The sequence below is a fragment of the Gordonia sp. LUNF6 genome (genome assembly GCF_047041125.1).
Taxonomy (GTDB): Bacteria; Actinomycetota; Actinomycetes; order Mycobacteriales; family Mycobacteriaceae; genus Gordonia; species Gordonia sihwensis.
In genome coordinates this window covers 377398-399338 of sequence record NZ_CP178181.1, presented here as the reverse complement: position 1 = coordinate 399338, position 21941 = coordinate 377398, and the positions used below count along the sequence as shown (strand labels likewise).

At 69.9% G+C, this 21941-nt stretch carries 17 protein-coding genes; 7 read left to right on the top strand and 10 right to left on the bottom strand.

Going from position 1 to position 21941, the window contains the following annotated elements:
• Positions 1–5 precede the first annotated feature (5 nt).
• Positions 6–314, bottom strand: a complete 309-nt coding sequence (locus tag ACK8HH_RS01825; protein ID WP_006897033.1) for an ArsR/SmtB family transcription factor — start codon at positions 312–314, stop codon at positions 6–8.
• Positions 315–407: 93 nt separating this feature from the next.
• Here ACK8HH_RS01825 and ACK8HH_RS01820 point away from each other — a divergent pair, with 93 nt between their 5' ends.
• Positions 408–1640, top strand: coding sequence for an MFS transporter (locus tag ACK8HH_RS01820; RefSeq protein WP_006897034.1), 1233 nt, complete (start codon positions 408–410; stop codon positions 1638–1640).
• A 14-nt stretch (positions 1641–1654) separates the two neighbouring features.
• On the opposite strand, the gene ACK8HH_RS01815 is transcribed toward ACK8HH_RS01820, so the two are convergent.
• Entirely contained in the window at positions 1655–2170 is a 516-nt protein-coding gene (locus tag ACK8HH_RS01815) for a glycine cleavage system protein R (protein WP_006897035.1), read from the bottom strand.
• Positions 2171–2193: 23 nt separating this feature from the next.
• A complete protein-coding gene (locus ACK8HH_RS01810) occupies positions 2194–3093 on the bottom strand; it encodes a LysR family transcriptional regulator (RefSeq protein ID WP_006897036.1) in 900 nt (299 codons plus the stop codon).
• Positions 3094–3184: 91 nt separating this feature from the next.
• Between ACK8HH_RS01810 and ACK8HH_RS01805 the strand changes: the two genes are divergently transcribed.
• Entirely contained in the window at positions 3185–4660 is a 1476-nt protein-coding gene (locus ACK8HH_RS01805; protein WP_006897037.1) for a malate:quinone oxidoreductase, read from the top strand.
• A 63-nt stretch (positions 4661–4723) separates the two neighbouring features.
• On the opposite strand, the gene ACK8HH_RS01800 is transcribed toward ACK8HH_RS01805, so the two are convergent.
• The 3 genes from ACK8HH_RS01800 to ACK8HH_RS01790 form a co-directional block, all read right to left on the bottom strand.
• Positions 4724–5500, bottom strand: a complete 777-nt coding sequence (locus ACK8HH_RS01800) for an SDR family NAD(P)-dependent oxidoreductase (RefSeq protein WP_039867696.1) — start codon at positions 5498–5500, stop codon at positions 4724–4726.
• Between the two features lie 83 nt (positions 5501–5583).
• Positions 5584–7272, bottom strand: coding sequence for a VanW family protein (locus tag ACK8HH_RS01795; protein ID WP_278125910.1), 1689 nt, complete (start codon positions 7270–7272; stop codon positions 5584–5586).
• Between the two features lie 210 nt (positions 7273–7482).
• A complete protein-coding gene (locus tag ACK8HH_RS01790) occupies positions 7483–8790 on the bottom strand; it encodes an acetyl-CoA C-acetyltransferase (protein ID WP_006897040.1) in 1308 nt (435 codons plus the stop codon).
• 203 nt (positions 8791–8993) lie between these two features.
• Between ACK8HH_RS01790 and ACK8HH_RS01785 the strand changes: the two genes are divergently transcribed.
• Together ACK8HH_RS01785 and ACK8HH_RS01780 are read left to right on the top strand one after the other, a co-directional pair.
• Positions 8994–10361, top strand: a complete 1368-nt coding sequence (locus ACK8HH_RS01785; RefSeq protein WP_174302296.1) for a 3-oxoacyl-ACP reductase — start codon at positions 8994–8996, stop codon at positions 10359–10361.
• A 12-nt stretch (positions 10362–10373) separates the two neighbouring features.
• Positions 10374–11258 (top strand): MaoC/PaaZ C-terminal domain-containing protein, encoded by an 885-nt coding sequence (locus tag ACK8HH_RS01780; protein WP_412475494.1) that lies wholly within the window; start codon positions 10374–10376, stop codon positions 11256–11258.
• Positions 11259–11877: 619 nt separating this feature from the next.
• Here ACK8HH_RS01780 and ACK8HH_RS01775 read toward each other — a convergent pair.
• Positions 11878–12501, bottom strand: coding sequence for a TetR/AcrR family transcriptional regulator (locus ACK8HH_RS01775; RefSeq protein ID WP_006897043.1), 624 nt, complete (start codon positions 12499–12501; stop codon positions 11878–11880).
• Between the two features lie 31 nt (positions 12502–12532).
• Complete coding sequence (locus ACK8HH_RS01770) at positions 12533–13729, bottom strand: glycoside hydrolase family 3 N-terminal domain-containing protein (protein ID WP_412475493.1); 1197 nt, start codon at positions 13727–13729, stop codon at positions 12533–12535.
• Between the two features lie 91 nt (positions 13730–13820).
• On the opposite strand from ACK8HH_RS01770, the gene ACK8HH_RS01765 reads away from it, so the two are divergent.
• Both ACK8HH_RS01765 and ACK8HH_RS01760 read left to right on the top strand, forming a co-directional pair.
• On the top strand, positions 13821–14021 hold the full coding sequence (locus ACK8HH_RS01765) for a DUF2613 domain-containing protein (RefSeq protein WP_006897045.1): 201 nt from the start codon (positions 13821–13823) through the stop codon (positions 14019–14021).
• Positions 14022–14125: 104 nt separating this feature from the next.
• A complete protein-coding gene (locus ACK8HH_RS01760; protein WP_412475492.1) occupies positions 14126–18283 on the top strand; it encodes an alpha-(1->3)-arabinofuranosyltransferase family protein in 4158 nt (1385 codons plus the stop codon).
• Here the strand turns inward: ACK8HH_RS01760 and ACK8HH_RS01755 are convergent.
• Positions 18240–19472 (bottom strand): acyltransferase family protein, encoded by a 1233-nt coding sequence (locus ACK8HH_RS01755; protein WP_412475491.1) that lies wholly within the window; start codon positions 19470–19472, stop codon positions 18240–18242. The two genes, ACK8HH_RS01760 and ACK8HH_RS01755, sit on opposite strands and share 44 nt — an antisense overlap.
• 80 nt (positions 19473–19552) lie before the next feature.
• Between ACK8HH_RS01755 and ACK8HH_RS01750 the strand changes: the two genes are divergently transcribed.
• Positions 19553–20677 carry a porin PorA family protein gene (locus ACK8HH_RS01750; RefSeq protein ID WP_346076829.1) on the top strand — a complete coding sequence of 375 codons (1125 nt, stop codon included), beginning with the start codon at positions 19553–19555 and terminating at the stop codon, positions 20675–20677.
• Here the strand turns inward: ACK8HH_RS01750 and ACK8HH_RS01745 are convergent.
• Positions 20664–21905, bottom strand: coding sequence for a polysaccharide biosynthesis protein (locus ACK8HH_RS01745; protein ID WP_412475490.1), 1242 nt, complete (start codon positions 21903–21905; stop codon positions 20664–20666). The genes ACK8HH_RS01750 and ACK8HH_RS01745 overlap by 14 nt on opposite strands.
• Between the last annotated feature and the right edge of the window lie 36 nt (positions 21906–21941).

The following is a 21941-nucleotide window of genomic DNA, read 5'->3' as shown; positions in this document are numbered from 1 at the left end:
ATCCGCTACCGCGCGTTCGCAGCCGCGATCACCGCGGTCAGCAGTCCCGGGTAGGCGGCTTCCATCTCGGCGTCGCGCAGCACGTACTCGGCTCCCTGGCCGGCGGGTCGGCGCTCGATCACGCCCGCCTCGCGCAAGATCTTGAAGTGATGGCTCGCGGTGGCCTTCGTGACGGTGTCGTACAACCCGGCGCACGAGACGGGCGCGCCCGCGCGGCTCAACCGCCGCACCATCTCCAGACGGACCGGATCGGCCAACGCGCTCAGCACCGCGTGCAGGTCGGCGACGTCCAACCGCGCAGTCGTCCCCGTCACGGGTCCACCTCCTCGAAAACAGTTTGATGGTCGTCGAACAGTTGCGGTACTGTCGTCACTGTTCGATCTCTATCAAACATACTCGAGGACGCCATGACCAGCAGCACCGTCACCCACCGACCGGTGGAGCGGACCACGCATCCGCAGGCGTGGTCGTACCTGCTCCTGCTCGCGCTTCTCGCGCTGGCACTGGGCTGCTCCGGACTGCCGTCGCCGCTCTATCCGATCTACCAGTCGGAATGGCATATGAGCCCGCTGACGATCACCATCGTCTTCGCGGTGTACGCGATCGGCGCGCTCGGATCGGCGCTGACCGTGGGCCCGGTCTCCGACGCCGTGGGCCGCAAACCCGTGCTCATCGCCGCACTGATCTCCATCCTCGCCGGACTCGGCCTGTTCCTCATCGCTACCAATGCGTGGGAGCTGATGATCGCCCGCTTCCTGCACGGAGGCGCGATCGGTGCCATCACCGTGGTGGCGGGCGCGGCACTGCTCGACGTCCGACCGCACGACGGCGCCCGCAACGGCATGGCCAGCGGTATCGCCCTCAACGTGGGGATCACGATCACCGTCTTCGGTGCCGCCGCCGCGGCGCAGTGGGCGTCGAACCCGCTGCGGGTGCCCTTCGCGATCGTCGGCGCCGTGGTCGTGGTGATGCTCGTCGCCGTGATCGCACTCGTGGAACCGCACACCGAACGCACCGGCGGCCGCATCCGCCTGCAGCGTCCGTCGATCCCGAAGGAGATCACCTCCGACTTCTGGTTCTCCGGAATCGGCATCATGACGGCGTGGTCGGTCCTCGGCGTCTTCCTGAGCCTCTACCCCGCGCTGACCCAGCACGCCACCGGCCACACGTCGGTGATCTTCGTCGGAGTCGTCGTGGCCGTGATGGCCGCGGCCTCCGCGGCGTCCCAGTGGGTGGGCGGCCGGCTCGATCCCCGCACCGCCGCCATCACCGGCGACCTGGGGATGATCGTCGCACTGCTGTCGGCGATCTGGGCGCTGCACACCGGGTCGACGGCATTCGTGATCGTCGATTCCATCGTGCTCGGCGCGGCCTTCGGTCTGGCCTTCGGAGGGTCTCTGCGGCATCTGAACGACGTCACGCCCCCGGATGCGCGCGGCCGGGTGATGAGCGCGTACTACCTGCTCGGCTACTTGGCGATGGGCGTTCCGACCGTCATCGCCGGGGCACTGTCGTCGTCGTACGGAACCGCCGAGGTGTTCCCGTGGTTCGCCGGTGCCGTGGCCCTGGCGTGCTTCACGGCAGCGGTGCTCGGCCTCCGGGGCGGTCGGCCGGATCGGGTGCCCGCGGCCGGTGCCTAGGGCGGAAGGAACCGTCAGCCCTCGATGCCGAGATCGACGAGCAGTTCCTCCGCGATCCGCTCCAGATCGGCACGGATGCGCGCGGGGTCGACATTCGGCGGCAGCCGGACCTCCAACTCCGCCTCGAACAGCATCCCACCGGCCATCGGGGCCTCCCGGGTGCCGGTCGTCATCTTCTCGATCGAGACCCCGCCGGCGCTCAGCGCCGCCGAGAGTTCGTGAACGATGCCGGGACGATCGTTCCCGAGCAGTCCGATCGTGAGCGCCGGCCAATCGGCGGTGCTCGGTTCGGCGCCGTCCGCCGAGTGGACCGCCACCTCCAGCAGCCCGTCCAGTCCGGTGACCGCGGCGATCAGTGCGTCGGCGCGCTCGTCGGGAACCGCCACGACGACGATGCCCGCGAACTTGCCCGCGAGTTGTGCCAGCTGACTGCGCTCCCAATTGCCGCCCTGCGCGGCGACCGCATCGGCGAGCGCCGACACCAGCCCCGGACGGTCGTCCCCGATCACCGACAGCACCAGATTCCGCATGGTCGAAGCGTATCGGGGAATGCTCACGCGGGCGGTCGCACCGGCAGGTTCTCCCGGAGGAATCGGCTCAATCTCTCCACAGCCGGCGTACGGATCGTCGAGGCCCAGGCCAGCCCGATGTCGCGGCGCAGCGTCTCCGGCGCCACCGGGACCTCGGCCACGCCGGCGATCGGGCGCCCGGCCCGCGGCAGCAACGCGATGCCCAGACCTCGTTCGACGAACTCGCGGGCGGTCGCGAACTCGGTGATCTCGATCGCGACCCTCGGCGTGTATCCCGCCGCGGCGCACCACTCCTGCGTCGCGCGCCGCAGATGATACGTCTCCGGGTTCGCGATGAAGTCTTCGCCCGACAGCTCCGCGAGCGCCACCGAGGAACGCCGCGCACTCCAGTGATTCTCGGGTACCGCCACGACGATCTCCTGTGAGCCGACCATCGCGTGCTCCACCTCGTGCGCGAGCGGAATGGTGATCGCGAGATCGAGCTCCCCGGACTGCAGATCGGCCACCAACTGTGCGCCGTGAGCCTGTTTGAGCTCCAGGCGGATCCCCGGATTGCGGTGGTGGAAGGCCGCCAGCAGTTCGGGCACCTCGCCGGAACCCATCGTCAGCGGAAAGCCGAAACGAACCGATCCGGTGCTCCCGTCTCCTGCGTCGACCGCGCGCTCCACAGCGTGTTCGAGCGCGGCGAGCGGTGCGCGGATGTCGGCGACCAACGACAGCGCGGCCGGAGTCAACCGCACCTTGCGTCCGTCTTTGATCAACAACGGAACGCCCATCTGCGCTTCGAGCGCGTGCAGGCGCCTGCTCATCGAACTCTGCGAGACGCCGAGCGCAGCCGCCGCGGCGGTCATCGAACCGCCGTGGGATTCGAGTGCGGTCAGCGCGCGCAGCCGAGGGGACAGCTCCCCGGTCCATTCATGCACAATCGGATCATATTCCAGCCGAATCACATTAGACGGATCATTAGCGGCGGACGAGCATCGAATACGTCACCTCGACGCGAAGGAGAGCCCGATGAGAATCCGTACCGCAGCCGTCGACCTTCCCGACGCCGACGTCGTCCTGGTGGGCGCGGGCATCATGTCCGCCACCCTGGCCTCGATGCTCGGTCACCTGGAACCCGAGTGGTCGGTGGTGGTGCTGGAAGCCGCCGATCGCGCCGCAACCGAGAGCAGCGATCCGTGGAACAACGCGGGCACCGGCCACTCAGGCTTCTGCGAACTCAACTACATGCCCGACCCGGAGGACTCCGCGAAGGCCGAGTCGATCGCGGCGCAGTTCCTCCTGACCCGCGAATGGTGGGCACATCTGGCAGCGGCCGGCGGGCTCGACCCCGCGTCGTTCATCCACACCACCGGGCACCTGAGCGTCGTCTTCGACGGGGACACCGACTACCTGCGGCGCCGTCACGCCACACTGCGCCGGTCGCCGCTCTTCGACCGCCTCGAATTCACCGACGATCCCGCCACCGTCGGCGCATGGGCCCCACTGGTGACCGACGGTCGCGCGCCCGGACCGATCGCCGCCACGCGGCATCCGGACGGGACGGACGTCGACTTCGGGGCGCTGTCGACGGGTCTGCTCGAGACCTCCGGTGCCGAGGTCCTGTTCGGCCATCGGGTGCGCCGGATCGCCCGCGACGCTCACGGCCGGTCCACCGTCACCGGCCGCGGTCGGGCGGGCCGCTTCCGCATCCGCGCTCGGCATGTCTTCGTCGGCGCGGGCGGACAGGCCCTGCGGCAGCTGCAGAAAGCGAAGCTCGACGAGGTGAGCCGCTACGGGGTGCTGCCGGTCGGAGCGGCCTTCCTCCGGTGCGACGCGCCGGAGGTGGTCGCACGGCACGACGGCAAGGTCTACGGGCAGGCCCCGATCGGCGCCCCGCCGATGTCTGTGCCGCATCTGGATCGCCGGACTGTTCGCGGCCGCGACCATCTGATGTTCGGCCCGTACGCAACGTTCAGCACCCGGCTGCTCAAGGGCGGGCACCTGTGGGACTTCTTCGCCACACTGCATCCGCGGAATCTGTGGACCGTGATGTCGGCCGCGGCGACGAACCTGGATCTCGTCCGGTACCTCGTCTCCGAACTGCTCGCGGGGCGCGCGAAACGCTTCGCACAGCTCCAGCGGTACCTCCCCGAGGCCCGCGACGCGGACTGGACCCTGGTGCACGCCGGCCAGCGCGCGCAGCTCGTCACGCCCGGCCCGGGAGTCGCCGGAGTGCTGCAGCAGGGCACCGAGTTGATCGTGAGCGCCGACCGGCAGGTCTCCGGACTGCTCGGCGCATCGCCGGGTGCATCGACGGCCGTGCCGATCATGATCGATCTGCTCCGACGCGCCTTCCCCGCCGAATGGTCGCAGCGGTGGGCAGAGGACCTGCACGCGGCAGTGCCCGATCTGCGCGTCGAGGAGTGGACCCACGACGACGTGCGCCGCGCGACGGCCGAGACCGCCCGCGCACTGCGGCTGCGACCGCCGGCCGAGCACCGCTGAAAGACGAGCGACGGCCCCGCATTCATGCGGGGCCGTCGCAGGCGTCGATCTGGTGCGGAGACTCTACTTCGGTGGCATCCGGATGCCGCCGTCCACGCGGACCACCTCGGCGTTCATGTACGAGTTCGTGATGAGCTCCTCGACCATCGACGCGAGCTCGTCGGGCACGCCCAGACGCTTCGGGAACAGCACGCTCTCGCCGAGCTTGGCCTTGAACGCCTCCGACTCCGGACCCGAGCCGTAGATGGGGGTGTCGATCAGGCCGGGGGCGATGCAGTTCACGCGGATGCCCGCCGCCGACAGGTCGCGGGCGACCGGCAGCGTCATGCCGACCACGCCGCCCTTCGACGACGAGTACGCAGCCTGGCCGATCTGGCCGTCGAAGGCCGCGACGGATGCGAGGTTGACGATGGCGCCGCGCTCTCCGTTCGCATTCGGCTCGTTGCGGCTCATCGCGGTGGCGGCGAGGCGGACCGTGTCGAAGGTACCGATCAGGTTGATCGCGATGACCTTCTTGTAGAGGTCCAGGTTGTGCGCCGAGGCGAACTCGCCGTCGCGGCCGATGGTGCGCTGGGCCCAGCCGATACCGGCCGAGTTGACCACGGCCTTCAGCGGTCCGAGCTCGACAGCCTTGTTGACCGCCGCCTCGATCTGTGCGGTGTCGGTGACGTCGACAGCGACGAAGACGCCGTCGATCTCCTTGGCCAGGGCCTCGCCGTCCTCGGCCTTCAGGTCGGCGATGACGACCTTGGCGCCCCGCGCGGCGAGCCGGCGAGCCGTCGCGGCGCCGATGCCCGAGGCACCTCCGGTCACGATTGCACTTGCTCCATTGATATCCATGTCGGGGAGCATATCTGCCGGTGACCGGCAGCACAGCGCCGGGGCTGAAACACGTTTCAGTCCGCGGCTTCCGCAGGGCCCGATCAGCGGCAGCGGACCACCGGTTCCGGGTCGTATTTGACGGTCCGGGTGTGCCGGTAGGTCTCCTGGCCGGTCTTGAGACTGCGGATGATCCTGGTGTTGGACGCGGTGAAGCCGGGCTGACCGCTGCTGGGCACACAGCTCTGCCCCGCCGGGACCTCCACGGTCGTCGGTGAGGTCGGATCGGTGCGGTCGCCCGTCACCGATTGGACCTCGACCGTCTTGGTGCTCCACATCCGGACGGTGATGGTCGACGGCGTCCACGACGTGTCGATGACGATCCCGTACGGCGTGTTGTTCTTGAACTGCAGATCGATGGCGCCCTCGAACACCGTGGCCTCGCGCGCCTCGGGATAGCGCGAGATGTAGTAGCTGTGCTCGGTGTGGGCGACGTCCTCCAGCCCGGCGAAGTACGAGGCGTTGTACAGCGTCGTGGCGAACTGCGAGATGCCGCCGCCGACCGCCTCGGACGGACGGCCGTGATCGATGATCCCCGACTCGACGTAGCCCTGGGCCGTCCCGCGCGGTCCGGTGTAACCGTTGAGCGAGAAGGTCTGGCCGGGCAGCACCAGCGCGCCGTCCACCTCTTCGGCGACGAGCCGGATGTTCTCCCCCGACGGTCCGCTGAACCCGCCGGTGGTGAACTCGGACACAACTTCCTTCACCCCCAGCTTCTTCGCCCGCTTCGTGTCGACCTTGGGTCGGGTGATCTTGTAGGCCACCCGGCCCGACCGGGAGTCGGCGGAGACAGCCAGCTTCTCGATCTCGGCGGCTGTCCGGGTCCAGTCGACCGCGGCGCCGTCGGACGACGGCACCACGACGGGCGCGCCGCCGGTCAGCCGGAAACTCGCATCGACCGGGGTCGACTCGGTCTTGGCCGCGCGGTCGCCGAGGACTTCCAGCGCCTTCTTGGGATCCACGTGCGGGGTCAGACCGCCGCGGCCGTCGGGCACGAACGACACGAGCGCGCCCGCCTCCCGCGGTGAGACGATCACTCGCGCTCCGCGTCCGGCGAGCGGGACCGCCGACGCCGTCACGTTCTGGGCCGGCCCGTCGAGGGTGGCCTGAACCGTCTCAGCCGAGACGGTCGGCGAGAAGGGCTCCATCTCGAGGTCGATCGGGTGACCGCTGAGCCAGTTGTCGGCGATGGCCTGCTTCGCGGCCTCGCGCTTGATACGCAGTCCCTTGGACGGGAAGTCGCCGACCGGTTGCAGACCGTCGAAATGGACACCGCCCTCGACGGCCGCCTTCTCGAGCGACTCCCGATGCTCGTCGAGCGCCGCGTTGAAGTCGGCGTCGTCGAGCGAGACGACCGGGGCCACATCGCGAGAGAGGCCGATCATGCCGAGGAATCGATCCCAGGGATTGCGCGGCTGGTCCATGAGGCGCGCGAGCGTTGCTTCGACGTCGAAGTCGGCACCGAGCGCGGCCGGATCGATCTGCGCCGAGCCGGAATCAGTACGCACCGAGACCGGGCTGTGTGCGGCCACCGTCAGTCCGGTGAGCTTCGCGCGCGCCTGATCTTCGGTGAGGTCGCCCAGATCGAACTCGGCGATGTGTGCGCCGCGGGCCGTGTGGCCGTGGGTGAGGATCGCGTCGATCCCGAAGATCGCGCCGACGAGCAGCAGCGCGCCGATGAGCGCGCGGGCGACCCACCGGCGGTGATCGGAGCGATCGTCGGAAGAGGTCACAACTGTCGAATCCTAGCCGGGAACAAGAGCTCCGGCTGAACCGCCGGGTCGGGGGTCTGGCGGTTCAGCCGGAGCTATTCGGTTTATAGGTGGCGGGTGCGGGGGCGTTACACATCTGCGGGAAAAACTTCGGAGTTCTCATCGATGATCGCGAAGGCCCCGGTCAGCGCCGTGCGGCGGCCGACCGGGGCCTGCGATCCGATGCGGGGATCAGCCTTCGACGATGGCCGTGACGCCCTGGCCGCCCGCGGCGCAGATCGACACCAGCGCACGACCGCCGCCGTTCTCCTTGATCTGCTTGGCGGCCTGCGCGATGATCCGGCCGCCGGTGGCGGCGAACGGGTGCCCGGCGGCCAGCGAGGAGCCGTTGACGTTGAGCTTGCTGCGGTCGATCGAGCCCAGCGCCCCGTCCAGGCCGAGACGCTCGGTGCAGTACTCCTCCGACTCCCACGCCTGCAGGGTCGCCAGGACCACGGAGGCGAAAGCCTCGTGGATCTCGAAGAAGTCGAAGTCGGCCAGGGTGAGGCCGTTGCGCTGCAGCAGGCGGGGGACCGCGTATGTCGGTGCCATGAGCAGCCCGTCGGGGCCGTTCACGTAGTCCACCGCGGCGGTCTCGGTGTCGCGCAGGTAGGCCAGCACCGGGAGGTTCTTCTCGGCGGCCCACTCGTCGGTGGCGAGCAGGACGGCCGACGCGCCGTCGGTGAGCGGGGTGGAGTTGCCCGCGGTCATGGTGGCGTCGCCCAGGCTCACGCCGAAGACCGGCTTGAGGGTGGCCAGCTTCTCCACCGACGAGTTCGGACGGAGGTTCTCGTCGCGGGTGAGGCCCATGAACGGGGTGATGAGGTCGTCGAAGAAGCCGCGGTCGTAGGCCGCGCCCATCTTCTGGTGGCTGGCGGCGGCCAGCTCGTCCTGCTCGGCGCGGCTGATGCCGAACTCCTTGGCGGTGATGGCGGCGTGCTCGCCCATCGACAGGCCGGTGCGCGGCTCGCCGTTGCGCGGGATCTCGATGCCCAGCTTGGTCGCCAGACCGAGTGCGGCCTTGATCCGGTCCACGGTGCTCTTGGCCCGGTTCACCTCGAGCATCTGCCTGCGCATGTCCTCGGAGACGCCGATCGGGGCGTCGGAGGTGGTGTCGACGCCGCCGCCGATCGCGACGTCGTAGCGGCCTGCGGCGATACCGTCGGCCACGATCTGAATGGCCTGGAGACCGGTGCCGCACGCCTGCTGGACGTCCACCGCCGGGGTGTAGGGCGACAACGACGAACCGAGCACCGACTCGCGGATGAGGTTGAAGTCACGCGAATGCTTGAGCACCGCGCCGCCGGCGACCATGCCGAGTTGCTCGCCCTGCAGGCTGAAACGGCTGACCAGCCCCTGGAGTGCGGCGGTGAACATGTCCTGATTGCTCGCGGTCGCGTACGCGCGGTCTTGACGCGCGAAGGGAATGCGATTGCCGCCGAGGATGGCGACCGGGCGCTGCTGACGGGTTTCCGGCTGGCGGGGCGTGTACGAGGCCACAACTTCTCCTGGAGAGTCTCGGATGTCGACAGATCGACCTTGAGAGTATTCTTACTCCCGAGTAAGTTAATTGTCGACTCCTGAACCTGCGGTACATGTCACAGACGAGCGGGCTACTGCTCGTCTGCGGCATCCGCTTAGGGTCTCCGGCAGGACCGGTACCCGACACGGGACACGGATTCGTTTCACAGACATCGAAGGAGATAGTCGTGGCAGGCAACACCGACCTGTATTCGTCCATCGTCAACAGCGGCCCGGGCGCTTTCATCGCTTCGCGCGTCGGTCTTCCGCAGCCGCCGGCACTGCGTCGGTACTCGCCGTCTCAGCCCGCTCTCGCCGGTCCGGTCCTGCTCGGCGGCGCCGGACGTCTGGTGGAGCCGGTGCGGGAGATCCTCAGCGCGGGCGACGACTACACACTGGTCGAGAACAACGCCGGCGGACGCAGCGCCGACAAGCTCGGCGCCGCGGTCTTCGACGCCACCGGCATCTCCAAGCCCGCCGATCTCGAACAGCTCTTCGAGTTCTTCACGCCGATCATGCGTTCGGTGGGCAACTCGGCGCGCTTCGTGGTGCTGGGCACCACACCCGAGCTGACCGCTGAGCCCGACGAGCACGTCGCGCAGCGCGCACTCGAGGGCTTCACCCGCTCGCTCGGCAAGGAGCTCCGCAACGGCGCCACCGCCCAGCTGGTCTACGTCTCGCCCGAGGCCAAGACCGGCCTGTCCGGTCTCGAGTCGACCCTCCGCTTTCTGCTGTCGGCCAAGTCGACCTACGTCGACGCCCAGGTGATCCGGGTCGGCGCCGCCGACGCCGCTTCGGTGGAGAGCTGGGACAAGCCCCTCGCCGGCAAGGTGGCCCTGGTCACCGGTGCCGCACGCGGCATCGGCGCCACGATCGCCGAGGTGCTGGCGCGCGACGGCGCCCATGTCATCGCCGCCGACGTCCCGGCCGCGGGCGAGGCCCTCAGCGAGACGGCGAACAAGGTGGGCGGCACCGCGCTGCCGCTCGACGTGACCGCCGAGGACGCGGGAGCCAAGGTCGCCGAGCACGTTCTCGAGCGTCACGGCGGCCTGGACATCATCGTCAACAATGCGGGCATCACGCGCGACAAGCTGCTCGCGAACATGGACGCCGGCCGCTGGAACTCGGTCATCAGCGTGAACCTGATCGCACCGCAGACGCTGGTGAACGAGTTGGTCGAGCGCAAGGCCCTCCGGTCGGGCGGCGCCGTGGTCGACGTCTCCTCCATCGCGGGCATCGCGGGCAACCGCGGCCAGACCAACTACGGCGCGTCGAAGGCCGGCGTGATCGGCCTCGTCGACACCTACGCCCCGATCCTGGCTGAGAAGGGCATCACCATCAACGCCGTCGCCCCGGGCTTCATCGAGACCGCGATGACCGCCGCCATCCCGCTCGCCACGCGCGAGGTGGGCCGTCGCATGAATTCGCTGCAGCAGGGCGGACAGACCGTCGACGTCGCCGAGACCGTGGCGTACTTCGCCAACCCGGCGTCCAACGCGGTCACCGGCAACGTCGTCCGCGTGTGCGGTCAGAGCCTCCTCGGCGCCTGACGGGACCCTGCCATGACCAAGACCGTCACTCTGACGTCCCTGCCGGGCGCGGGCCAGATCTACCCGAAAGCCGTGAGCGCCATGCTCCCGGTGATCGGCAAGCCGGCCCGCGTCAGCGCGGACGCGTCACTGCCCGACACCGTCTACCGGATCGAGAACCTGCGCGTCGACGAGGCGCAGCTCAAGGAGTACTGCCGCACCACGGGTCTGCAGTTCGGTGCGCAGGTGCCGTTGACATACCTGTTCGTTCTGCAGTTCCCGCTCGCGATGACCGTGATGGTCTCGCCGGACTTCCCGTTCGGCGCGGTCGGCGCGGTGCATCTGGAGAACCGGATCGAGCGGATCCGGGCCATCGGCGTCGACGAGCCGCTGACCGTCTCGACTCACGCCGAGAACCTCCGGGAGCACCGCAAGGGCATGCTGGTGGACGTGGTATCGGAGTTCCGCGTCGGCCGCGAACTGGTCGCCGTCCAGACCGGCACGTTCCTCAAGCAGCAGCGCACGAGCCTGTCGGACGCCGAACGAGGCCCGGCGCCCAAGGACGTCGCACCGCCGCCGCCCGATCGCGTGGTCAGCGTCGACCTCGGTCTGATCCGCCAGTACGCGAACGCCTCGGGCGACCGGAATCCGATCCACATGGCCGACCTGACGGCGAAGGCCTTCGGCTTCAGCCGCGCCATCGCCCACGGCATGTGGAGTGCGGCCGCCGTGCTCGCGAACGTCGAGGCTCAGCTCCCCGAATCGGTCGTGTACTCGGTCCGCTTCGGGAAGCCGATCCTGTTGCCCGCGAAGGTGAACATGTACACCGACCGGGTGGCCGACGGATACGACCTGTCGATCCTGAACCGCCGCAAGGGCTATCCGCATCTGACCGTCACGACGCGCCCGCGCGTCTGACCGCTTGCCCGCGCTCGGTGAGTCCTCCCCCAGGCTCGCCGAGTCCTCCCCCAGGCTTGTTGAGCGAGCGCAGCGAGTCGAAACGTGTGCATGTCTGTTTCGACTCGCTCCGCTCGCTCAACAGGCCTAAGGAAGAACCCACGCAACTGGCCGAAGGTAGAACCCGCACGACACGCCGCAAGGGCAACTCACCGAGTCCTCCCCCAGGCTCGCTGAGTCCTCTCCCAGGCTTGTTGAGCGAGCGCAGCGAGTCGAAACATGTGCATGTCTGTTTCGACTCGCTCCGCTCGCTCAACTGGCCTAAGGAAGAACCCACGCAACTGGCCGAAGGTAGAACCCGCACGACACGCCGCAAGGGCAACTCACCGAGTCCTCCCCCAGGCTCGCTGAGTCCTCTCTCAGGCTTGTTGAGCGAGCGCAGCGAGTCGAAACATGTGCGCGTCTGTTTCGACTCGCTCCGCTCGCTCAACTGGCCTAAGGAAGAACCCGCTCAACTGGCCTAAGGAAGAACCCACGCAACAGGCCTCAGGAAGAACTCGCTCAACAAGCTTGGGAAGAGTTCGCTCAACTGGCCTGGAAGGCTCACTCAAACCGGGCCCGGCCGGCGTGAGGGATCCGACTATGTCTCGTCGCCGACGGCGTCCTCCGACACTCCGACACCGCGCAGACCGCGCCAGGTGATGCCGAGCAGCAGGTCGGTGGCCGTTTCGAGGTCGATGTCGCCTTCGGCGATCCGGTCGGCGACGGCCTCGCCGGCGCCGACGAGGGCCACCGCCGTCAATTCGAAATCGACGTCGCTCGCACCCTCGGTGGTGGTGCCGCGGCGGATGAGATCAGTGATCATCGAGGTGATTCCCTCGCGGCTCTCGGTGACGATGTGTGCGAACGTCGCGGTCCCGACCGCGACCCGGTAGAGCACTCGCCACGAATCGGAGTTCTGATAGACGAACCGGAGGAACTCACGCACCAGCGTGCGCGCCTGGTCCTTCTGCCTCATCGTGGGATCAAAACCCGCCGACATGGCTTCCATGAACCGGCCGGACTCGCGCGCGATACAGGCGCTGAACAGTTCGTCCTTGGAGCCGTAGTAGAGGTAGAGCATCGGCTTGGATATCTTGGCCTCGGCGGCGATGGCGTCCATCGAGGTATCCGCGAAGCCGTTCGCGGCGAACGCTGAAATCGCAGCATCGAGCATCTGCTGCTCTCGAACTGCCCGCGGCAGCCGCTTGGTTCCGCTAGCCATGACTACAAACTTACCATCGAGTAAGAACGTGTCAGGAGCAGTTCACCACGTGCTTGGCCTTCAGGATCCGGAGCACGGAGCGGTCGATCCGGCGCTGCGACAGCTTCCCGTCCGCGACCGCCTTCTCCAAGGTGTCCAGCACCGAGGTCACGTGATCGGTGGAAAGCCACAGGCCGATGTCCGAGCCGGCGGTGATCGCCTTCAGCACCGCCTGTTCGATCGTGTACTTGTCGGTGATCGCCTTCATGCCGGACAGATCGTCGGAGAAGACGACGCCGTCGAACGCCGGTCCGTTGTACTTCTTGCCGGTGCGCAACATGCCGATCGCCGCCGGACTGATGCTCGCGGGCGTCTCCGGCCCGGTCAGACCCGGAACGATCAGGTGCCCGACCATCACGCCCGCGGTCCCGGGACTGCGCAGCAGAGTCCGGTACGGAACGAGATCGGTGTTCTGCATGTCCGCCAGCGGAGGCGTGGTGACGGCGCCGGTGTGCGAATCCCCCGATGCGTGCCCGTGGCCGGGGAAGTGCTTGTACACGGGCATGATGCCCGCGTCCTGGAGCCCGCGCGCATAGGCACCGGCGTACTCGGTGACCACCTCGGGATCGTTCGAGAACGACCGGTCGCCGATCACCTCGTCGTCGGGCTCGGCACTGACGTCCGCCGACGGAGCGAAGTCGACGGTGACACCGAGCTTCGCCATCTTCTCGCCGGCCGCCTTGGCGAGCTGCCGGACCTGCTCGGGCGTCTTGGTGCGCGCCAGCACACGCGCCGACGGCATGTCGATCCCCAGCGACTTGAGCCGGCTCACTCGGCCACCCTCCTGATCCACGGTCACCATCAGCGGGACCTTCTGGCTCTTCGAGAGCGTGGCGACGGTGCCGTCGCTCAGCATCGACAGGTCGGTCCAACTGCCGACGAACACTCCGCCGATGTGCTCCTTCGCGACCACCCGCCGCGCGTCGGCCCCGTTCTGCACCCCGACCACCAGCAGCTGAGCGAGCTTGTCGCGCAGCTTCATCCCGGCCAGTTCCTCGGAGCCGCACGCGGCGGGAACCGTCGGAGCACTGCTCGAGGCGGAAACGGTCCGCGAACTAGTCGTCGTGTGCGACGACGGTGCGGCCTGATCGCCGGTCGAGTCCGAGCACGCCGCGGAGGCGAAGAGGCCTGCCGTTGCGACGAGGGCGACGAGAGCACGGCTGGGACGTAGATGCGTGAGCGGGCTCATTCACCCAGTGTTTCATGCTCGCTCGCGACGGCCGGATCGGCGCGGCGGACGAAGCCCGGGCGGCGCCGACTGAACTGGTACCTTGGAATCCATGCTGCGTGAACGCCTGATCTATGGTGCCGTCGCCGGAGTGGCCGGCGTGCTCGTCGGCATCGGCGCCGTCTTCCTCGGCGGGCAGCTCGCCTCCGAAACCAAGCCGTCGACCGACGTGAACAGCTTCAACGCCGACAACGGTTTCGTTCAGGGATCGGTGGACTACGGATCCCGCGGCGGCGGAGACGCCAACAACTGACTCGCGCACTCCTCCGCCGGTCCGCTCGGTCGAGTCCCGCAGCAACTGAGCCGGGCGGCCCGGGCCGGATTCTGACGCGGGCGCAGGCACTCATCGTCGCTGTCGTGGCGCTGGCGGTCTGTCTACTCCAGCGCCCCGGCCGCATCTCGCCCGACACCAAGCTGGACCTGACCGCCGATCCGATCGGGTTCCTCACCCGCGCCGCGCACCTGTGGTCGCCGGATGCCCCGATGGGCCAGATCCAGAACCAGGCCTACGGATACTTCTTCCCGCACGGCCTGTTCTTCGCCGTCGGCGAGATCCTGCACGTGCCGCCGTGGATCACTCAGCGATTCTGGTGGGCGATTCTGCTGACCGTCGGCTTCCTGGGCGTGGTCCGTCTCGCCGAGGCGCTGCGCGTCGGGTCGTTCACATCGCGGCTGATCGCCGGTTGGGTCTTCGTACTGGCCCCCCGCGTGATGACCACGCTGGGCACCATCTCCTCGGAGACGCTGCCGATGATGCTGGCGCCCTGGGTGCTGCTCCCGGTGGTCCGGGCTCTCGACGCGTCCGACCCCCGTCCGCTGTGGCGCAACGCGGCCCGGTCCGCATGCGCGGTGGCGCTGATGGGTGCGGTGAACGCCGTCGCCACGGCTGCGGCCGTGGCGGTGTCGGCGATCTGGTGGCTGCTGGCGACTGCGCGGCGCGACCGGGGACGCCGCCGTCGCGGACTGGTCTTCGGCGCATGGTGGGCGGCGGGTCTGGCGATGGCGTGCCTGTGGTGGGTGGTGCCGCTGCTGATCCTCTCGCGGGTCTCCCCGCCCTTCCTCGACTTCATCGAGTCGGCGAGCGTCACCACCGAATGGACCTCCCTCACCGAAGTGCTGCGCGGCACCGACTCGTGGACGCCGTTCGTCTCCCCGGAACGCGCTGTGGGCGCCGTTCTGGTCTCCGAGCCGGCCGCGGTGGTCGCGACCGGCATCCTCGCCGCCGCCGGGTTGGCCGGTCTCACGATGCGGGCGATGCCGCACCGCCGCCGCTTCCTGACCATCCTGGTGATCGGCCTTCTCGCCCTGTGTCTCGGATATCCGGGAGCACTCGGCTCGCCCGTGCGTGAGACGGTCATCGCTTTCCTCGACGGTCCGGGCGCCGCGCTGCGCAACATCCACAAGTTCGATCCGCTGGTCCGGCTCCCCCTCGCGATGGGAATCGCGCATCTGCTCGCGCGTGTCCGTGTCCCGATCCGCAGCCGCGGTGCCGAACGAGGGGTGGCCGCCGCACTGGTGGTGGTGATCGCCGCGTTCGGCTCCGGGTCGTTGCTGTGGACCGGCGGGCTGGCACCGGCCAAGAGCTACCGCGCGGTCCCCGACTACTGGCAGCAGACGGCCGACTGGCTCGACGCCGCGCAGGCCGGCTCCTCGACTCCGTCGCGCGCCCTGGTGGTCCCGGGAGCGCCCTTCGCCGACCAGATCTGGGGTCTCACGCGCGACGAACCGCTGCAGGCGCTGGCGCACTCGCCGTGGGCCGTCCGCGACGCGATTCCCCTGACGCCTCCGGGCGCCATCCGCGCGATGGACTCGGTGCAACGGGCGCTGAGCTCGGGCCGCGGATCACCCGGACTGGCCGCGACACTCGCCGAACAGGGTGTCGGATACCTGGTGCTGCGGGCCGATCTGGACGCGGTGACGTCACGGTCGGCACGACCGCTGCTGGTGGCGCAGGCGATCCGCAACTCACCCGGACTGTCGGAGGCGGCCCGGTTCGGTCCCGACGTCTCACCGCCGACGCTCGACGGCGTGGTCGTGGACGACGGACTGCGTCCGCCGATGCCGGCGGTGACGGTCTACCGGGTCGGACCTCCCGACGGCACCGGTGCCACGACCGCCGGCGCGCCCGGACTGGTGGACGTCGGCGCGATGACGCGGGTGACCGGCGGACCGGAGGCCCTCGCCGCGGTGGAGGACGCCCGCAGCCGAGCCGGAGAGGAACCGCTGGGTCCGGCGCTGCTGACCGCGGACGCGAGGCGCGCGGGCCTGCCCGACGCTCCGGCGGTGGTGACCGACTCCCCCGTCGACCGGGAGACCGACTTCGGGCGGGTCGACGACCATTCCTCGGCTATTCGCGGCCCCGACGATCCCCGGCTGACCAAGAACGCGGCGCCGGACTACCCGGTGCCGGGCCAGCCGCTGGTCCGCGCGCAATGGCTGCTCGACAACCAGCCGGGCATGGTGCGCGTGACCAGTTCGGGCTCGGCCGCCGACGCGACGCAGCCCGGCCGGACGTCGCCTGCCAATTCCACCGCCGCCGCCTTCGACGGCGATCCGGACACCGCCTGGGTCAGTCGCGGTCTGGAGTCGGCGGTCGGCAGGTGGCTCTCGATCGACTTCACCCATCCGCAGGACGACCTCGCGGTGACCGTCACGACGGCCAAGGCGCTCGGGCCGGACGTCTCGACGCTGCTGGTCTCGTCCGATTCCGGCAGCACCGTGGCTCAGGGAGTGAAACCCGGAGTGCCGACCCGGATCCTGGTGCCGTCGGGGCCCACGTCGAGCGTCCAGGTCCGCGCCATCGACACCGCCGACGGCTCGGCCGGTAATCAGTTCGCGATCGCCGAACTGTCGGTCGCCGACGCGAACACCGGTGTCCCGCTGTCGATCCGGCAGCGCACGGTGCTGCCGACACTCGACGCCGCAGACGACGTGTCCGGCTGGGTGCTCTCCCCCGAACTCGGTCCGATCCCGGATTGCGTCACCGCGGCGGACGGCCGGGTGCGCTGCTCGCCGGCGGTGGGGTTGAGTCCGGAGACGCCGGGCGTGTTCTCCCGGACCCTGTCGGTGCCGTCGCAGACCGACGCCGATGTGCATGTCACGCTGCGACCGAAGGCCGGCGGTGAACTCTCGGATCTGCTGGCCCGCACCGGCGTGATCCGCGCGGAGGCGCAGTCGTCGGTGGCCGATCCGCGCGGCAACGCATCGGCCGCCGTCGACGGTGATCCGAACACCACGTGGACCGCACCGGATCCGGACACGTTCCCGAAGGGAAGGAAACCCGTTCTGACCCTTCATCTGCCCGCCCCTCGCGAAGTGTCCGGGATCCGTCTCCAGACGCCCGCGGACTATCCGGCGCACCCGACCCGCGTGGCCGTGGAGTTGCGGGACGGTGATCGGACGGTGGTGCGGACGACAGCGCGGGTCGGCACGGACGGGGTGCTGTCGGTTCCCGCCGCCCGGGCCGACACCGTGGTGCTGACGATCGAGGAGCAGAGCGATCTGATCGACGTCAACGATCTCGGTTTCGCGAAGGACGCACCGGTCGGCATCAGCGAGGCCCAAGTGCTGCCGGGCGGCCCGAACGTACCCGACGACGACCATCGCATCATCGAGATCGGCTGCGCCACAGACCCGTCCGGCCCGTACGGCATGGGTGTCACGGCAGCCGGCCAGATGCTCCGACTGCATGTCCGCACCACGGTGGGCGCGCTGCGCCTCGGCGAGAGCGTATCGGCGACCGCGTGCCCCGGCCCGTCGCTGCGACTGCCGGCGGGTGAGCAGGAGGTCGCGGTGAATCCGGGACGCGCCTTCACCGTCGACGCGGTGACCCTCCGGCGTCCCGGCGCGGAGGCCTCCTCGCCTGCGGTGACACACCCGCAGGTGACCGAATGGGCGCCCACGGACCGGAGGCTGACGGTGGACGCCGCCGACACCGACCGCATCCTGTTCGTTCCGGAGAGCACGAATCCCGCCTGGCATGCACGCGCCGACGGCCGAGAACTGAAGCCGGTCGTGGTGAACGGCTGGCAGCAGGGCTGGATCGTGCCGGCGGGAACGGGCGGCACCGTCGCGCTCACCGTCGACCTCGACTCGCCGTACCGGTGGGCGCTGGGCGCCGGTCTGGCGCTGGTGGTGGTTCTGTTCGCCGTCGCCTTCGGTCCGAGGTTCGGACGGCGCCGCTGCGAGCCGGCCGTGCGGCCGGACGACGGCGTGCGCGCCGGACGAGGCGCGGTCGCCGCGGCGTCCGCCGCGGCCCTCGCGGCGGCGTTCCTGCTGACCGGCTGGCCGGGGGCGCTGATCGCGGCGGCGACCGGGGCCGTCACCTGGCGGCTCTCCGCCCGCCTACGACCGGCGCTGACGTTCACGGCGATGCTCGCGGCGACGGTGGTGCTGGCCGCGGGGCCATGGCATTCGGGCACCGCCTACACCGGCTACAGCGGCTGGGCCCAGGCGTTCGCGCTGATCGCCGTCAGCGCGGCGGTGGCGGCGGCGCTGTTCGGCCGGCCGCGGTGACGCCGGCGCGTTCCGGCGTCGGTTCGTCGGCGGGCACCTCCGCGGCCCGTCGCTTCTCCCGCGCCGCCAACCGCGCCCGGAGCGGTTCCTCGACGAACGCGTAGCTGGCGGCCGAGAGCGCGACGGTGATGATCACCGTCAGCAGCCACACAGATACGAAGTGACCGTCGAACATCGGAATGCCGAACAGCCCGAAGACCACGCTCAGCACCGCGAGATGCCAGATGAAGATGCCGTACGACCATCGGCCGAGCGCGTTCATCAACCGAGAGTCGAGGAAGACGAACGGGCCGTCGGACAGCACCAGCGGCGCCAGCACCGCGAATGCGGCGACGGCGCCGAGCACCATCTTGGCCACGTAGGCCAGGTGAGTCATGTCGCCGAGCCCGACCGGTCCGGCGATCGGCGTGCACGCGAGTCCGTACGCGACGACGAACACCACGAGCATCACCCGGCGGTCGGCGCCGAGCCGCACTGCGCGCGATCGGCGGTCGAGCCGGCCGATGGCGAGGGCGGCCGCGATCTCCGACAGCACCAGACCCACGGCGAACCACGGCAGGTACCCGAGCACCCAGTTGCGCGCCTCGACACCGGCGGGAAGCGCGAACAGTCGCGTCGCCCAGGTCCACCCGAGGCTGACGATCGCGACCCCGACGATGATCGGGATGCGGCGGCGGGCGGCGGCACCCCGTACCCGGTACAGCGCGAAGCCGATCACCGGCAGAAGCAGGTAGAACGCGACCTCCACCGACAGACTCCACATCTGGGTGAGGCCGGGCGCGAGAGTGAGGGGGACGAACACCTGGGTGAGGGTGAGATTGGCCAGCCAGACCGTCGCCGAGGCGCCGCGCGCCTGCGGCAGCAGAGCCAGCACCGCGACCACCACCAGCGCGTACGCCGGCCAGATGCGGACGAAGCGATGTCGGAGATAGCGGCGCACGGCGGGCCGAGGAGCCCCGTCGTCGCGGGCCGCCGCGGCATACGGGCGCCACAGCAGGAATCCGCTGAGCGCGAAGAACAATGCGACGGCGAGGTCTAGGCGGCCGAGGATCTCTCCGAGCACCGGCCACTGCGTCACCCGAGTCTGGAAGGCGACGTGCGTCGTCAGCACGCCGAGCGAGGCCACGGCGCGCAGGCCCTCCAGTTGGGGGTAGAAACGCCGGGCCGGTGCCGGCTGCGAGTCAGACATGTCCTGCCCAGGGTAAGCCGAGCGAGGGCGGCGGCGGGAGCCCGGACGAGCGGCCGGCCCCCTCACATACAGTCGACGCTGTGTCTGACGCCGCTCCCGACAGCCCCCGGACCGGGCCGCGCTGGTCGACCCGGGACCTCATCGCCCCGACCGCGTTCTTCCTCGGCGCACTGTTGCTGGCGGCGGCGGTCGCGATGGGCCCGATCATCGGTCCCGGCCTGAGGAAGCTGCCGCTGAGCGTCGACCAGACATGGATCGCCGACTCCTCCGACGACACGACGGTCCTCGACCGCTGCTCCATCGACTCGCCCGCGGCGAGAGTGCTCGAGGCGCATCTGCAGCAGCGCCGCCGGACGGTCGCGGTGAGGCCGTCGGACTCCGACGTGGTCACACTGCAGGCGGCCACGGCGCTGGGCGTGGACTCGTACCTCGTCGACGGCAGGGCCCAGGACGCCGAGCGAGTCTGCGCAGAGCCCACGTTGGCCGCGACCATCGACCGGGTGACGGTGAACCGGGTGACGGCGTCGCCGACCGGGCGGTCGGAGATCCAGTACGACGACAAGCACGCCGCCGTCGCCGTCCCCGACCGCCGGGGTCGCACTTACGCACTGCCGTACGGCTTCGACGATCCCGGCGACTACTTCGACGTCACCACCAGGCAGACGGTTCCTCTGCAGGCCGCTGGTGAGACCGAGATCGACGGCCGCAGGGTGGTCCGGCTGCGCGCGGTGATCCCCGACACCGACCTGGGCGCGCTGGGAACCGATCCGCGCGGAGTGATCACCCGCCCGGCCTCGTGGTTCGGCACCTTCCCCGGAGTGGCGCCGAGCCGACGACTGACCGCCAGCCTCCATCACCGCGCCACTCGGGACCTGTTCGTCGACACGGCGACCGGCGTGGTGGTGGACGAGCGGATCGAGATCGAGGAGGAGTACCGGTTCGCGCCGGGCGAAGCCGGGTCGAATCCGGCGCTGACGGGATTTCGCCTGCCCAATCTGAGCACCGTCCTCACCGGTGATCGGCAGAGCCGGATCGACGGGGCCGACGCCGCCCGGCACCGCGCCCGCCCGGTGACGCTGGTGACGCGGACCCTGCCCGTCGCACTCGGCGCCGTGGGCGTGCTGGCGCTGATCGGCGGAGCGGTGTACGTCTACCGCACCGGCGTGCGGAACGGGCGAGAAGACGACGGCGTCAGGAAGCGGTGAGCCAGGCGCCGGTCGCGGCCACCGCGCAGGCCGCCGCCCCGGCGGCGACGGCGACGAGTCCGGCCACCGAATCGACCGCGGTCAGGATCACCGACACCTCCACCACGAGGACTACGAGCGCCGGGATCGCACCCCGCGCGCGGTCGCGAGCGATCGCGGTCAACAGCATCAGCTGCAGCACCGCGAGCAGGGCTCCGGTGAGCGCGAACAACCACATCAACCCCGCCACCGGCCGGTAGTCGTCGGAGATCACCACGGGCACCAATCCGCCGCCGACTGCGGCGATCAGGGTGGTGACCAGACCCGTCAGCGCGAGGACGCCGACCGCGCCGCGGAGAGCGGCGGCCGAACGCACCGGGTCGGCCAGCCTCGGGTACACCACCACGCCGATGGCCTGCGGCAGCCAGAACGCCGCCTTGGTGGCGACGGCGCCGAGCGCGTAGACGCCCGCGTCCCCGGCGGTCAGCACCGATCGGGACAGCAGCAGATCCACCGACACCGCGACGATCATCACGAACTGCACGCCCGACGCGGCGACCACCGCCGACAGCGTGAGCCGCGACCCGGGAACTGCCGCGCCTCGGGAGCGTCCGGCCGGACCGATCGCGGCTGCGGCGACCGCGGCCACCAGCGCCGCCGCGACGGCCGTTCCCAGCGTCCCCGCCGCGAGCGCGCCGGCCGCGTCCGCCCCCGCGTACACCGCGCCCACCACGGGCACCGACCGCAGGAGCCCGACGCCGGCGAGCACCGCCCCGAGCAACCGGAACCGCCCCGCCCCCTGAAGCAGCCCCTGGCCGCCCGAGACCACCGCGAGCGGTGCGGCACCGGCGAGCGCTGCCGCGGTGGGTCCGAGATCGGTGTGCGCGATCCTCATCATCGCGGCCACCGCGAGCACCGACACCAGGGCGACGACGCCGAAGACCACGCCGATCAGCCTCCACAGCCGACGCGACGGCGTTCCCCGCACCACCTCGCGCGCCACCACCGCCTGCAGAGCCAGCGCCGGCACCGAGGCGATGAGCATGGCCGCGTTGAGAACCGAGAACTCGCCGAAGGCGTCCGGCCCCAGCACACGGCTCGCCGGAACCTGCACCACGTACGCCAGCAGATTGGCCAGGAGAGAACCCGCGGTGACCCAGCCGACCGACCGCACGGTGGACCCGCGGCGGGGCGTGGCGGCGTCGACCATGCTGACCAGTGTGCCCGGCCGCTGCGCGATAGACTGCATCGGCAGTATCCGTAGCTGATCGAGACGAGCGCTAAG